The sequence below is a fragment of the Sulfurimonas sp. CVO genome, assembly GCF_009883775.1.
Classification (GTDB): domain Bacteria; phylum Campylobacterota; class Campylobacteria; order Campylobacterales; family Sulfurimonadaceae; genus Sulfurimonas; species Sulfurimonas xiamenensis.
The window spans coordinates 770,063-784,782 of record NZ_CP033720.1; the positions used below are offsets into that span (position 1 = coordinate 770,063).

Here is a 14,720-nt window from a genome sequence, read left to right on the forward strand (position 1 = left end):
TTATAGCTTCAATAAAATAAATAATAAAGTGGATAATGTGAATTGTAAATATTTTGGAGAGTGTGGTGCATGTAGAGTCTATGAGGGTGGATATGAACATCAGTTGGCTTTAAAAGTAGAAGTAAATAAAGAGAGATTCAAACTTTTTTACAGCGGCAGTATATCTATTTTTAAATCACCGCAGAAAAACTATCGTTCAAGAAGTGAGTTTAAAATTTGGCATATTGAAGATAAAATTCATTATGCAATGAATCATATAGATAAAAAAAGCATAGTTTTGATAGATGAGTGTCCGCAAGTCACTCAGCCTATATTTGATCTTATGCCAAAGCTTCTAAAAGCCATAAAAGAGAACAATATAGATTTTAAGTTATTTGGTGCTGATTTTTTAAGTTCAAACAACGGTGAGACTGTTGTCTCACTGCTTTATCACCGAAAATTAGATCTTGCATGGAAAGAGACTGCCTCTAAAATCGCCTCTGAACTCGGTATCTATATTATAGGGCGAAGCAGAAAGCAAAAGGTTACAATAGGAGAGGATTATGTTACAGAAATTCTAAATATTAACGGAGAAGAATTTCGATTTAAATATATAGAAAATAGTTTTACGCAGCCAAATTCCAAAGTAAATGAAGAGATGATTGACTGGGCTTTGAAAAATTTATCTAATATAGACGGGGATCTGCTTGAACTATATTGTGGCGCAGGAAATTTTACTATACCTTTTGCTAAAAATTTTAGAAAAGTTTTGGCTACAGAGATATCAAAATCTTCTATTAATGCGGCAAAAGCAAATATGGATTTAAACAGTGTAAAAAATATTGAGTTTGTGAGAATGGGCGTTGAAGAGTTTACTCAGGCTCTTGATGGAGTGCGAGAGTTTAATAGAATGAAAGATATAGATATAAATTCATATAACATCAATACGATATTTGTTGATCCGCCAAGAAGCGGAATGGATAATGCCACATGTGAGTTTGTCTCTCGATATGAGACTATACTTTATATATCTTGTAATCCGGAAACTTTAGTAAGAGATTTGGAAATTTTATGCAAAACACACAGAGTTGATGATTTAGCTCTTTTTGATCAATTTCCATATACGCATCATGCTGAAATGGGTGTTAAATTAACTAGAAAAAAAGAGTATCAAGAAAAAAATATAAAAGATGAGATATGAAAAAGATATTGATTATAAGCGATGGTGAAACTGCTAAACATTTTGTAAACAGGGTTATGGATACATACACGAGTGAAAATATATATTATGTTATCGAAACGAAGGCCAGAGAGTATAAAAATGTAAATGCATCTCGCTTTAAATTTTATGAGTTTGATCCGACTAGTCTTTATAAACTTGCAAATATACTTAAAATGGAGTTTGCCCAAGCTATTATAGTTATGGATAATCAAGCCGATGTAGAGCATACGATAAAAAATATAAGAACTATAAAAAAACACCTTCGTATTATAGTTTTAAACAAATGGGATTTAAAAAACAAAGATTCAAATGTTGTTTTAATCAACTCGAATGAAATTTTGTCTTCAAGATTAATTGATTATTTGCCAAATGTTCCTGTAATAGCACAAAATGTAGGACTAGGCGAAGGTGAGATAATGGAAGTTTTAGTTCCTTTTGGAAGCTCTTTTATCTATAAACATATAGGTGTAATTGAACAAAAAGATTGGCGTATAGTTGCAATATATAGAAACAGAAAACTTATTATGCCAAATCGACGCAGAATGATTCAACCAAATGATCTTCTGCTTTTAGTAGGAGAACCTGCCGTATTAAAATCTGTTCATAAGGCAATTAAAAGAGAACTTGGTCAGTTCCCTGAACCTTTTGGCTCAAATCTTTATATCTATCTTGATATGAATTTATTACATCTTGATAAAGTGAAAAACTTTATTGAGAGGGCAGTGTTTGCACATAAAAAGTTTGGGCATACTTTAGTGATAAGAGTAGTTAATCCTAATGACATTGATGTTCTTTGGAAAATTAAAGAGTATAGAAGTGAAAATGTTATTATCGATATAAATTACGATAGTCAAGATTTAAAAAAACTTTTTTTTGATGATATAAAAACTTATCATGCAGGTTTGGTTATTGTTCCAAATGAGATGTTTGATGATTATGAGATGCGAACAATCTTATATGAGGCGCATGTTCCTGTCCTTAAAATAGCAGACAAAGAGTTCTTTTCCATAAAAGATGCTTCTATTATTTTGGGTGATAATCGTGATTTGGAGAAAATTTCATCAACGATATTTGATATTTCTGAACAGATGAGTATTAATATAGAACTTTATAACTATATAAATGAGCATCAAGAGACAAAAGAGCAGGTAATTGAGCACTATTATAATCTTTCTACAATTTTTTCAAAAAATATTAAAGTGATTAAAGAGAATGCAAATCCGATAAAAAAACTAAAACAAAAAGATGACTTTGTTCAAATTATACCATTTACGAAAAAATTAACACTTAGAAAAATTTACTCAATTTTATCTACCGACAGTGAAAGACTTTATCACAAATTGGATGATCATCATCAAATATTTATACCGGTGCAAATTTAAAATCAGTGATTTTTTATCATTTTTTAAGTATTATATATTTACTTAATTAAATTTTGGACCGATAATGCAAGTACACATTCCTTTAAAAAAAGTTGTTGATAACTCTTATGATATTACAATTGACACACTCCCAAAGATGAACTTTGACACAAAAGTAGCAGTAGTTACCAATCAAACAGTTTCTAAACTGCATTTAGATTATCTTTTGTCAAAAATCAGTGCAAAAGAGTTACATGTTATAACATTACAAGATGGTGAAGAGTATAAAAATCAGGCAAGCATAGATGCAATACTGGAATCTCTTTTTGAAAATCGTTTTAATCGTAAATCAATGTTGATAGCATTTGGCGGAGGTGTTATCGGCGATATGACAGGATATGCTGCAAGTATATTTCAAAGGGGGATTGATTTTATTCAAATACCTACTACGCTTCTTTCTCAAGTTGATGCAAGTGTAGGCGGAAAAACAGGGATGAATAACAAGTATGGAAAAAATCTTGTCGGCGCATTTCATCAGCCTAAAGCTGTTTATATTGATCCCTATTTTTTAACTACTCTTCCACAAAGAGAGTTTAGTGCCGGAGTTGCAGAGATAGTAAAAATGGCAGTAACTTTTAACAAAGAGTTTTTTACATTTTTAGAGAGTGCTGATTTAAATAATCCCAAAGTTTTACAAGAGGTTATTAAGCAGGCGGTGCAAACTAAAGCTTCTGTTGTGGCAGAAGATGAAAAGGAAAAAGGTATTAGAGCTGCTCTTAACTATGGTCATACATTTGGACATGTGATAGAGAATGAAACACAATATAAAAAATTTTTACACGGTGAAGCAGTTGCAATCGGTATGGTAATGGCAAATGAGATGGCTGTAAAAATGAATCTTATGAGTGAAAAAGAGGCATTGCGAGTTAAATCTCTTTTAGAAAAATACAATCTGCCTGTATCTTATGTAATTGAAGATGTTAGAAAATTTTATGAAACTTTCTTTTTGGATAAAAAAAGTTCAGATTCTGCTATAACTTTTGTTCTTCCTCTTGGTATTGGTGATTTTGTTATAACAGACAAAATAGATATCGGAACAATTATGTGTGTTTTAAATAAATTTGGAAAAAATTGATGAAAAAAATATTTTTTTATTTTTTACTTGCATCATCCATATTATTTTCTGATAGCATTAAAAATGATATCAATGTCACTAAGTTTGAGATGGATAAAATAAAACTTGCTGAAGAAGATTTAAGAAAAGAAAAAATTGCAAATTATATTTTAGAACTAAAAGAGATAGAGAAAAAAATATCAAAAAAAGATAGTGTTTGGATAAAAAGTTATGCTTCTTATCTTACATCTTTGGATGTCAGAGAGAGTTTAGAGAAGATAAAAGAGAGAATTGAAGCTCTTCAAAAGAAAAGAAAAAAGAGTTTAAGCGAGATAGATGAATTAAGCGCATTGATTTCAAGAGAAAAAATTTTAACATCACAAATAGAGAAGTTGAAAAAAAAAGACAGTTATCCTTTTTCAGATCTTTTAACTCCGCCAAATATAGAAGAGATTCCATCTATAAATAATCCTTTTGATATATTTGCAGGAATCTCTCGTATTAAAACTCTTGATAAAGATTTTAATGATTATGTTTTAAGAAAAAAGGAGTTAAAAGAGCTGATCTCATTGTTAAGATCAGAGTATAGAATATACACTCAGATAGTGGCCATAGACGAAGAGAACAACTACAAAGAATCAGCAGAATTTAAAAGTAAGCAGCTAGAGAGATTTGAATCGGCTCTTGATACAATGAATGTAACGGCAGATGTTTACCAAAAGAGACTCGATATAGTTGAAGCAAGTATAAACAAAGATGTTGAATCACAAGTATTTAAACTTGCTAAAATCGGTGTAATTATTTTGGTAGTACTGATTTTTTTCTTTTTACTTAAGCTTTTTGTTAAAAAATATATAACAGACAATGAAAGATTTTATATGGCAAACAAGATTATCACTTTTGGTAATTTTACGCTTATTATATTAATTCTTTTTTTTAATTATATAGAAAATGTCAGTTATTTAGTCACAATTTTAGGATTTGCATCTGCTGGTATTGCGATTGCAATGAAAGATTGGTTTATGAGTATACTCGGCTGGCTTGTAATAGTTTTTGGCGGAAGTATACATGTAGGGGATAGAATCCGTGTAGATATGGATGGAATGAAATATGTTGGCGATGTTATGGATATATCTCTTCTTCGTATGACTATTTTAGAAGATGTTACTCTAACAACAGTTATTGACAACAGAAGAGCAGGGAGAATAATTTTTATACCAAATAATTATGTTTTTACAAGAATGATAGCAAACTATACGCATAGTACATTAAAAACTGTATGGGATGGTGTTAAAATTACAATAACATTTGACTCAAACCATAAAAAAGCTATACATTTGGCAAAAGAGATAACTAAAAAGTTTTCCAAAGGGTATACTGATATTACAAGAAAACAGTTAAATAAACTTAGAAACCAGTATAGTTTGAAAAACACCAATGTTGAGCCGAGAATATTTTCATTTATTGAGCCAAATGGTATAACAATTGATGCTTGGTATTTGACAAATGCATATGCAACGCTTACTCTAAGAAGTGTCATCTCGAGTGAAATAGTAGATGCTTTTAATGCCGAAGATGATATTACTATTGCATATCCGACTCAAATGTTGCATTTGGAGAAACCGGCTAAAAAAACTCCGCCATTTAAAATTGATGAGAAAACAGTATGATAAAACTATCGGTTTTTCTCTCAGATGTTAATTTTACAAAGAAGAAATTATGAAAAAAGTCTATTTTAAAACCTTCGGATGTCGAACAAATCTTTACGATTCTCAAGTTATGATGAGTTCTATGCAAAACTATGAAATAACTGAAAATGAGAGTGAAGCGGATATTGTTGTAGTAAATTCATGTACAGTTACAAATGGAGCTGATACGCATGTTCGCTCATATATTTCGCATATAGAAAAAAATGGTGGAGCTAAAATTTTTCTAACCGGATGCGGTGCGCATACAAAAGGTGAAAAGCTTTTAGAACAGGGAAGAGTTGCAGGTGTTTTTGGGCAGAGTGAAAAAGAAAAAATAGATGCAATGTTAAGTAAAGAGGAGCCTTTTTACGAGCCTGGCGATCTTAACCATATTGACGAGAGTGTAGTTGATAATTTTGTCGGAAAAAGCAGAGCGTTTATAAAAATCCAGGAGGGGTGCAATTTCCGCTGCTCTTACTGCATCATACCATATGTCCGCGGGGACGCTAGAAGTATGAATGAGGAGAAGGTTTTAGAGCAGATATCAAGGCTTGCTCGTAACGGTTTTGGAGAGTTTATTTTAACCGGTACAAATGTTGGAAGTTATGGGCAAAGAACAGGTACTTCTATAGCCGCACTAATGAAAAAAATATCCCAAATCAGAGGAGTTAGACGAATACGGCTTGGAAGTGTTGAGCCGATTCAGATAACCGATGAATTTAAAGAGATTTTGGGTGAGCCTTGGTTAGAGAAACATCTTCATATCGCACTTCAGCATACATCTCCTCAAATGCTGAAATTTATGAACAGAAGAAATGTTTATAAACAAGATAGAGAACTTTTTGAATTTTTAGCAGACAAAGGTTATGCAATAGGGACTGACTTTATCACGGGTCATCCCGGAGAGAGTAAAGAGCTTTGGGATGAGGCGATGAGAAATGTAAAAGAGCTGCCTCTGACACATTTACATGCATTTACATATTCTAAACGCGATAATACGCCTTCTGCAATTATGAAGCCTGAAGTAAGTTCAAAGGTCGCAAAAGAGAGACTCCATGAACTCGAAAGTATTGTAAAAGCGAAAAATTTTGAGTTTAGAAAAGCTTTTGGCGGTGAACTGAATATTCTTGTTGAGAATGAAAAAAATGGATTTTTTATAGGGTATGATCAGCATTTTAATAAAATAATGATTGAATCCAGTGAAGATTTAGTAGGGAACTGGATCAATTTGCAAGATTATGAGGTAAAAGAGGAGTTTAATTATGGTAGAGTCTAAGTCAAACAGAATAGCACTGTATGTATCAGCTTTTTTGGTAATTATTCTCGTTTTATTTGCAATTTTAAGAGACAATGCAGAGTCGATTACTCTTAAAGAAGCAACAAAAATTTTAAAAGACCACAGTGTGAAAAGTGTTGTTGCTTCACAAGATTTTGTATATCTTAAAACAGACAAAGAGGTATATAAAATCGCATCTTCGCAAGTTAGTCCGGAAATGTTTATAGACTATAAAGTAAAAGTTAAAAGCTCTTCAAATATATACTTTTATCTTCTTGTTTTAGTTCTTTTTTTAGGATTAGGTACACTTCTTTTTAAATGGCTGCAAAAAAACAAACTCATTAATACACAGAACATAAAAAATGGCAGATTTAGCTCTCTTCCAGAGCACTCACAGCCTGTAGAGTCTATAAAAAGTGATGTTACATTTAGTGATATCGGCGGAATAAGTGATGTCAAAATAGAACTTGAAGAGATTATAGATTTTATGAAAAAACCAAAACGATATAAGAGTTTTGGAGCAAGAATGCCTAGAGGTGTGCTTTTAGTAGGTCCTCCGGGTGTTGGAAAAACTATGATAGCAAAAGCTGTTGCAAATGCTGCGGGAGTGCCGTTTTACTATCAAAGTGGTGCTTCTTTTGTTCAAATCTATGTAGGAATGGGCGCAAAAAGAGTTCATGAACTTTTCACTGCTGCTAAAAACAACTCTCCTGCTATTATATTTATTGATGAGATAGATGCTGTAGGTAAAAAAAGAGATGGGCAGAGAAATGATGAGAGAGAGGCGACACTCAATCAGCTTTTAACAGAGATGGACGGTTTTGAGAACTCAAGCGGTGTTATTGTAATAGCTGCTACAAACAAGATAGATGTACTTGATTCGGCACTGCTTCGTGCGGGCAGATTTGATAGAAGAGTCTTTGTTGAGCTTCCGACAAATAGAGAGAGAGCATCTATTCTATCAAAATATTTAGAGAAGGTTCCGCATGAATTGGATGTAAATTCAGTAGCAAATATGACTGTTGGATTTAATGGTGCATCTTTGGCGGCTCTTGTCAATGAAGCATCTCTTCTTGCAATTAGACAACATGATTTTCAAGTAACTATCGAGCACTTTCACCAAGTAAAAGATAAAGTTATGTTTGGCAAGAAAAAGCTGCAGATTTTAAGCAATGAGCAAAAACAATATCGTGTTACATATCAGGCAGCAAAAGTAATTTGTGCAACATATTTTGATCTTCCTTTTGAAAAATTGCTCTTATCCAATGAAAAATTGACTCCGGCGACGGATGAACCTCTTATAAAACATGAGCTTGAATCAAGAGTTAAGATGCTTTTAGCCGGAATAGTTGCATGCAATATTAAATATAATGAACATACCAGCAGCGCAAAGGGTGATCTGGATGAAGCAAAAGAGATTGTTGAAAAAATGATTCAAGATTATGGAATGGGTTCATCTCTGATTGTACAAGAGGGTGAAAAAGAGATCTTAATGAAAAAACTTTATGATGAGACAAGAAGTTTGTTAGAATCCCTGCAAAGTGTTATGAAGTATGTAGAGGGAGTTTTAAATGAGCGTGAAAGCATAACTAAAGTGGATGTAAAAAAGAAAATAGATGAAGTTTTATAGCGGATTTTCTTTAAAAAATGAGCATCACTATTTTAAAGATTTTATAAATCCATCTGAGTACTCTGTCTGCGGTTTTAGTTACGGAGCTATAAAAGCTTTTCATTTTATAACCCAACAGCTAAATGCTGGAAAAAGAGTAGATATATTGCAGCTCTTCTCTCCAGCTTTTTTTCAGACAAAAGCTGAGAAGTTTAAAAAACTCCAACTTATTGGATATAGAAAAAACAGTGAAAAATACTTAAATGAGTTTATCTCTTTATGTTTTTCGCCATATGAAAAAAAGATTATTGAGCATGATAAAAGCACTATAGAAGAGCTCGAAGAGCTGCTTTACTATGAGTGGAATAGAGATAAACTAAAATATCTTGTGCAAAGAGGTATAAATATAGAGGTCTATCTTGGCGGTGAAGATAAGATTATAGATGTAACGGGAGCAAGAGAGTTTTTCTTGGAGGTTGCAACAGTGACATATATAAAAGAGGCAAATCATTTTTTGTTAACTAACTAGTATTGTTAAATATATAAGGAGAAAAAGGTATGAGCAAAATAAAAATAGGCGTTATAACAGCAAGTGACAGAGCGAGCAAAGGGATATACGAGGATATATCCGGAGTAGCTATTCAAGATACTATGAAGGATTATTTAAAGAGCGAGTTTGAGATTGTCTACAGATGTATTCCTGATGAGCAGGATATGATAGAGAAGACTATGATGGAACTTTGCGATGATGAAGAGTGCTGCTTGGTTGTTACCACAGGCGGAACAGGACCTGCACTTCGTGATGTTACCCCAGAAGCAACCCAAAATGTATGCCAAAAGATGATGCCCGGATTTGGCGAGCTTATGCGTCAGGTAAGTCTGCAGTATGTACCGACGGCAATTCTCTCCCGTCAAACGGCTGGAATCAGAGGCAAAAGCCTTATCATAAATCTGCCTGGCAAACCAAAATCCATAAGAGAGTGCCTTGATGCAGTATTTCCCGCCGTACCGTATTGCATAGACCTTATAGAGGGTCCATACATCGAGACAAACGAGGATGTCATAAAGGCTTTTAGACCTAAGGTTAAATAGAGCCTTTTTGTTAACCGATAAATCTGTATTTTTCAGATGAGCGTGTTTAATGATCGCCTTCTTCGGCAACCTGATGCCTTATACTGAGTTTAAGTATAGGTATCACCTTATCACCGGGCCTTAATATATCGACCTTTTAAAAGTCTCCCTTAGCTGCTAAATCCATCATTTTATACATAGTGTCTCTAACATGTTCAGCTTTTTTCATCATTTCAGGCGGTAAAGTGTGTCCACCAAAAAGCATAAGTTCCATAGCCATAGTCATTAGCCATCTATCACCATTGTCATCTTCAACTATAAGGATTCTACAAGGCATAAACGCACCATAAGCTTCCGAATAATCAATAAATGTTTTTGCAATATTTGGAGCACAATAATGTAAAATTCTAATATATCTTTGTCTTTCACCATTGTGATCATACATTTCTGCCATTCTAGAGTCACCAACTTGAAGCATATTTGCATCGCCGGCTATACTGTTCATAGATTCTATAACATCATCTGTGCTAACATCTGGATCGATCTTAACTCTTCTAACCATTGCATCAGCAGACCTTCCGGTTGTAAGCACTGCATTAAACATATTCATATATGCACTCATTGCTTTTGGATCTAGCTTTGAGGCTTTATCCATCTTGTCTTTTAAATTATACTTAACAAATACCACTAAAGCTCCAATTATAACAATGGCGCCAATAATACTTAAAATATTTTTTAAGAAGTTCATTTTTAGATCCTTGAAATATAATGATTACAAATAATAAAATCAATGTAATAGAAACATTATATATAAGAAAACTTTATCTAAATATAAAAAGAAAAATAAATATTTTTTATATTATCCCTTATCAACGATTTTAATAGATTCAAGTAGGAAGCTGTGCTTACTTAAGAGTAACCATCTTGGTCTGCGTATACTATTTTTGAACATCTTCTTTTTCGATTTTTAAAGCGATGATATACAGAGGTTCTTTACTGCGGATACGCAAAAATGCGTTGATGGGCTTATCTATTGTAAATCTGAGAACTTGCTCTTTATGGTTTGGATAGAATATCCGGTCGAAAAAATGATTCAAATTAGCTGAGAGCACTTCCATGCTGAAAAGAGCATCTCCTTTTATCTCAATAATAAGACGATAATTGCCGTTTTCCAAGATACCAAGAGGAATAAAATAGCCTTTGTACGAAGATATAGCGAAGTATGAGAGATTCTCCGGTTTGAATTTTTCACTGTCTGGCATCAACAGCGCACACTCTTTTTTCATATAGTTTAAAAGAGTAAATAATTCCTCTATCTCAGATTCAGAGATATTTGAGTCGCCTGCAAAGTGCTTTATATGAGGGCTCACTGCTTTAATGCCAGTATTATAACTCAGTCTTCCGCTGCATTCTCCTTCATGACACACTCCGCAGAGTGTATTGAAAATCACCGCTGTTTTTGTATTGATGTTTTCTGTTTTCTCAGCCGAAAAAAGAGAAAAAGCAGAAAGAAAGCTCATTAACAATAAAAAATTTGCCCTTTTAATCATTAATATCATTTTTTTTCTTTCTTTAAATTATATCAATTTACTCAAAAAGAGTAATTAAGTGAATATAAAAAATTATTTATTTACCTGACCCTTTGACTATTTGTCTCTTTTACTATTGACTGTATTTTAGTTTTGTTACCTGTTATTACAATTTTTATAATTTTGTGGCTTGTTACTTACTCTATCATATCGAATATCTGAAGTGTCTGAAACTGCCATTGGAAATATCATAAGTACAAGACCGGCAGCATAACCCAAGCTTCTAGATTTAGCATGTTTACTACTGTTAAGACCTAATGTAATATCCTCATAACTTGGTCCTAAGAGGACATCGTCCCCACCCCGAGACAAAAGATGTGCTTCCTTACGAATAATAATTTTGCCATCTTTGATTTTAAAATCTTGGTCAAGAATGTATATTTTTTCAAAAATAGAACAGTTTTTACTAATAGCTTTTACAATAAGTGAATTATCTTTTGGAATTACTTCGATAAGCTCGATGTCTTCATGCTTAATATTAGAACTAATGACTTCTTTGCTAGCCGGTGTAATTTCTCCTATATCAGGCCAAATAATCCAAGATAGATAACCTGATGGGTTTCCTTTATTTTTATAAACCCCTGCCAATTCAGACAATTGCGATATCTGATGAAATTCCAGATTGTCTTTTGGTTCCGAATGAAATGCACAACCGGTAACCAAAAAGATAAATAAAAATATAACAATTTTGGATTTCATTAATTATCCTTTTTAAAGCTTACTATTTATTAAATAAACATTTTATCTTGATTTATTCAAAAAAAACAATTAAATAAACATAAAAATAGTTTATTTAAAATCAGGGATCTTTGATTTCTTTGATTACTATTTTTTACATAAAGTCATCTAAAAAAGCACCGATGTGTTATAATAGCCATAGTTTGTAAGAGTGTAGATAATTTATATTTTAGAGAGGAAAAAGTATGGAACTAGATTTCATAACGGCAAAATCCATATTACTTAGCATAGCGCTAGGCTTCTCAATTGGTCTGCAAAGAGAGATAAGTTTTGCTCTTAGAAATAAGAGTATCACTTTTACCGGAACAAGAAGTTTTGCTATTATATCTTTACTTGGTGTTTTAGCGGGGCATTTCAAGGCGGATTATATTTGGATTACAATAGCAATCACTTTCATATTTGGGGCACTGCTCATAAGTTCTTTTGTTATTCGAGCAGTTCGTCATGAAAAAATTGGCACTACCACAGAGTTTGCAGCTATTGCTGCATTTTTGATTGGTATGCTAGTTTATGAAGGTCTATATATGTTTGCTACATTTACAACTGTTGCAATAATTTTTATTTTAAATATACGCAGCAATGTATTACAGCTCGCAGACAGTACCAAAAAGAAAGATCTGGAGTCAATGGTGCTCTTCTTGTTGATTACCTTCATTATTCTTCCAATATTACCCAACAAAGCAATTGACCCTTATGGAATAATCAATCCATATTTTATTTGGATGATGGTTGTTCTTATTTCCGGTCTCTCTTTCGCCGGTTATATAGCTGCTCGTCTCATAGGAGTATCCAAAGGTATAATGGTAGCTGGCTTTTTTGGAGGTTTTTTATCTTCTACGGCAACTACCATCACTTTTTCAAAAAAAGTTGATTATAAAAATAAAACAACTCACCAATTAGCTTCGGTCATTGCACTTGCTTGTACAACAATGTATGTTAGGATTATTATCGTATCAGCATTTATAAATACCGATATCGCTATGAAAATTTTGCCTGCTTATCTTTTAGCCACGGTAGCGGGATATATTTATATTTATTATCTATATAAACGCTCTGAGAAAAGCCGGATTGATGTGGACTTTATGTATAAAAATCCATTGGAATTAAAAGAGGCACTGAAGTTTGGTTTACTCTTTGGTATCGTATTTGGTACTACATCACTGCTTCAGGATTGGGTTGGAAGCACAGGGGTCTATCTCTCTTCATTGCTATCAGGAGTAAGTGATGTTGATGCTATAACCCTCTCACTAAGCACGCTCTATACAGATGAAAAACTAATGCTGCATACCGCATTTATTGGAATTGTTATCGCAACATTCTCCAACTCTATAACAAAACTTGTTATCGCTTATACAGTAGGCAACAGAGAGTTGGGTAACCAGCTCTTTGTTGCCTTTGGTATCCCTTTAGCAGTAATTATTATAGTACTTGTAATTACACCCCTAATTACACCCCTGTGAATGAATCTCCACTTTTTACAACTTTGCTTATCAATGATTTTGATACATTCAAATAAGTTGCTATGCTTGCTTGAGAGTAACCGTCTTGGTATGCGTTAAGTATTGCTAAGTTTCTATCTATTTTTGTACAAACATCATAAAAATGCTCTTGGAATTGTTTCTCTTGCCTTACATGTAAGATACCGTCTTCTTTGAGTATTTTTTGTTTCTATCAGCAAGTGATAGTGATTGTCCATCAAACAGTAATCATGTAATATTATTTTATGAAGAGTAGCACTTTTATTGATGATTTGTAAAAACATCTCTTTGTCATCATTGCAGTTAAAGACATCACAAAGGTTTACTCCACGATTTATAATATGATGATACCCTGCTAAATCAACTCTCAGTCTTGTCGGCATTTGTCAATCCTATTTTTTAATTATGAATCATGTGAATTTTAACTATTTATATTCATTACAATTAAACATATTGCAAATTGAAAGATTTTAGTTAAAACTTAGAGTATATAATTTTTTAAAAAGTGGAGATTCATTCACAGGGGTGTATTTCCATTCACAGGGGTGTATTTCAGGGGTGTATTTCTTATATACAAAACAGCTTGATATTAGCTAATTAAACAAACACGAAAATTGTTTATTTAAATGATTGAGGTATTGCTAGAAGAAAGGGTGGAAATTTTTAACATGTAGAAAAAAACAGAGGGATTTTATCTCTCTGTTTTTGTGATTTTAGATGAAGTTCACATTCGTAACATGGTGCTTTAAACCAAGTTCTACAGGGCTGCATCCTAGTGCCAGACCTACCATTTGCTGCATGTGAAGAACTGGAAGTGAAACTTCTCTGCCTATAGCTTCTGATGCATGTTTAGTTTGAGTGTCTAGTTTTAGATGACAAAGCGGGCATGGTGTTACCATCATATCTGCGTTGTTGTCTGTTGCTCCTGCTATCGCATTTCCTGTAAGTACTGCTGCAGTGTGAGGTGCTTGAAGCTCTACATGGAAACCGCAGCATTTGTTTTTTTCTTCATACTCAACATTCATGCCGCCGCATGCGATGATTAAATCATCTAGCGAAGTAGGGTTGTATGGGTTCTCTTTTTGTTTGTGAGACTCGTTGTGAAGCTCTGAAGGGCGGATGTTATGACAACCGTAAAACGGAGCTATGTTGAACTGGCTTAATGGTTTTACAACCATCTCTTTGATTTTATCTAAGCCGAAATCATCGATAATCGCATACAAAAAATGGATGATGTTTGAGGTGCCTTTGTACTCTAAACCGACTTCTGCAAGCTTTTCGTTGACCTTTGCTTTTAGTTCTGCATTATTATCGAGTCTGTGTTTTGTCATAGCAGTGTTTAGCTGACATGTATTACAGATAGTGACCATTGTAAGACCATGTTTTTCAGCGTATGCTATATTTCTTGCATTTAGTACCAGCGAGAGAAAATCATCATAGTCTTGCAGGTGAGAAGCGCCGCAGCAAGAAGCTTCCGTCAGTTCTACAAGTTCAATATCTAGTTTTTTTGCAACTGCCAAAGTTGACATCATCTGTTCCGGAGTACTCTGTTTTGCCGTACATCCTGTAAAAAGTGCATATTTTAATTTTTTCAT

14 protein-coding genes are annotated in these 14,720 nt (G+C 33.2%); 9 read left to right on the forward strand and 5 right to left on the reverse strand.

Going from position 1 to position 14,720, the window contains the following annotated elements; all coding sequences use genetic code 11:
* Window positions 1-37 precede the first annotated feature (37 nt).
* From trmA to mog, 8 genes are all read left to right on the forward strand, one after another.
* On the forward strand, window positions 38-1,180 hold the full coding sequence (gene trmA / locus CVO_RS03950) for a tRNA (uridine(54)-C5)-methyltransferase TrmA (RefSeq protein WP_159570110.1): 1,143 nt from the start codon (window positions 38-40) through the stop codon (window positions 1,178-1,180).
* A complete protein-coding gene (locus CVO_RS03955) occupies window positions 1,177-2,583 on the forward strand; it encodes a COG3400 family protein (protein ID WP_159570112.1) in 1,407 nt (468 codons plus the stop codon). Before trmA ends, CVO_RS03955 begins: the two co-directional genes overlap by 4 nt.
* Before the next feature lie 64 nt (window positions 2,584-2,647).
* A complete protein-coding gene (aroB, locus tag CVO_RS03960; RefSeq protein ID WP_159570114.1) occupies window positions 2,648-3,697 on the forward strand; it encodes a 3-dehydroquinate synthase in 1,050 nt (349 codons plus the stop codon).
* Entirely contained in the window at window positions 3,697-5,346 is a 1,650-nt protein-coding gene (locus CVO_RS03965; protein ID WP_152299451.1) for a mechanosensitive ion channel domain-containing protein, read from the forward strand. Before aroB ends, CVO_RS03965 begins: the two co-directional genes overlap by 1 nt.
* 49 nt (window positions 5,347-5,395) lie before the next feature.
* Window positions 5,396-6,640: a tRNA (N(6)-L-threonylcarbamoyladenosine(37)-C(2))-methylthiotransferase MtaB gene (gene mtaB, locus CVO_RS03970; RefSeq protein WP_159570116.1), complete on the forward strand. Its 1,245-nt coding sequence runs from the start codon at window positions 5,396-5,398 to the stop codon at window positions 6,638-6,640.
* Window positions 6,627-8,270, forward strand: coding sequence for an AAA family ATPase (locus tag CVO_RS03975; protein WP_159570118.1), 1,644 nt, complete (start codon window positions 6,627-6,629; stop codon window positions 8,268-8,270). Before mtaB ends, CVO_RS03975 begins: the two co-directional genes overlap by 14 nt.
* A complete protein-coding gene (gene bioV / locus CVO_RS03980; protein WP_159570120.1) occupies window positions 8,257-8,778 on the forward strand; it encodes a pimelyl-ACP methyl ester esterase BioV in 522 nt (173 codons plus the stop codon). The genes CVO_RS03975 and bioV overlap by 14 nt, the downstream gene beginning before the upstream one ends.
* A gap of 29 nt (window positions 8,779-8,807) precedes the next feature.
* On the forward strand, window positions 8,808-9,341 hold the full coding sequence (gene mog / locus CVO_RS03985; RefSeq protein ID WP_159570122.1) for a molybdopterin adenylyltransferase: 534 nt from the start codon (window positions 8,808-8,810) through the stop codon (window positions 9,339-9,341).
* A 136-nt stretch (window positions 9,342-9,477) separates the two neighbouring features.
* On the opposite strand, the gene CVO_RS03990 is transcribed toward mog, so the two are convergent.
* The 3 genes from CVO_RS03990 to CVO_RS04000 all read right to left on the reverse strand — a co-directional run bounded on the left by CVO_RS03990 (window position 9,478) and on the right by CVO_RS04000 (window position 11,608).
* Complete coding sequence (locus CVO_RS03990; RefSeq protein ID WP_152299446.1) at window positions 9,478-10,068, reverse strand: DUF302 domain-containing protein; 591 nt, start codon at window positions 10,066-10,068, stop codon at window positions 9,478-9,480.
* Window positions 10,069-10,258: 190 nt separating this feature from the next.
* Complete coding sequence (locus CVO_RS03995; protein ID WP_159570124.1) at window positions 10,259-10,870, reverse strand: hypothetical protein; 612 nt, start codon at window positions 10,868-10,870, stop codon at window positions 10,259-10,261.
* A gap of 135 nt (window positions 10,871-11,005) precedes the next feature.
* On the reverse strand, window positions 11,006-11,608 hold the full coding sequence (locus CVO_RS04000; protein WP_159570126.1) for a hypothetical protein: 603 nt from the start codon (window positions 11,606-11,608) through the stop codon (window positions 11,006-11,008).
* Window positions 11,609-11,832: 224 nt separating this feature from the next.
* Between CVO_RS04000 and CVO_RS04005 the strand changes: the two genes are divergently transcribed.
* Window positions 11,833-13,107, forward strand: a complete 1,275-nt coding sequence (locus CVO_RS04005; protein WP_159570128.1) for an MgtC/SapB family protein — start codon at window positions 11,833-11,835, stop codon at window positions 13,105-13,107.
* Between the two features lie 134 nt (window positions 13,108-13,241).
* On the opposite strand, the gene CVO_RS09840 is transcribed toward CVO_RS04005, so the two are convergent.
* Together CVO_RS09840 and CVO_RS04015 are read right to left on the reverse strand one after the other, a co-directional pair.
* Window positions 13,242-13,508, reverse strand: coding sequence for a transposase (locus tag CVO_RS09840; protein ID WP_241691008.1), 267 nt, complete (start codon window positions 13,506-13,508; stop codon window positions 13,242-13,244).
* A gap of 330 nt (window positions 13,509-13,838) precedes the next feature.
* The gene (locus CVO_RS04015; protein ID WP_159570130.1) at window positions 13,839-14,720 is read right to left on the reverse strand and encodes a CoB--CoM heterodisulfide reductase iron-sulfur subunit B family protein; all 882 of its coding nucleotides are present in this window, start codon (window positions 14,718-14,720) and stop codon (window positions 13,839-13,841) included.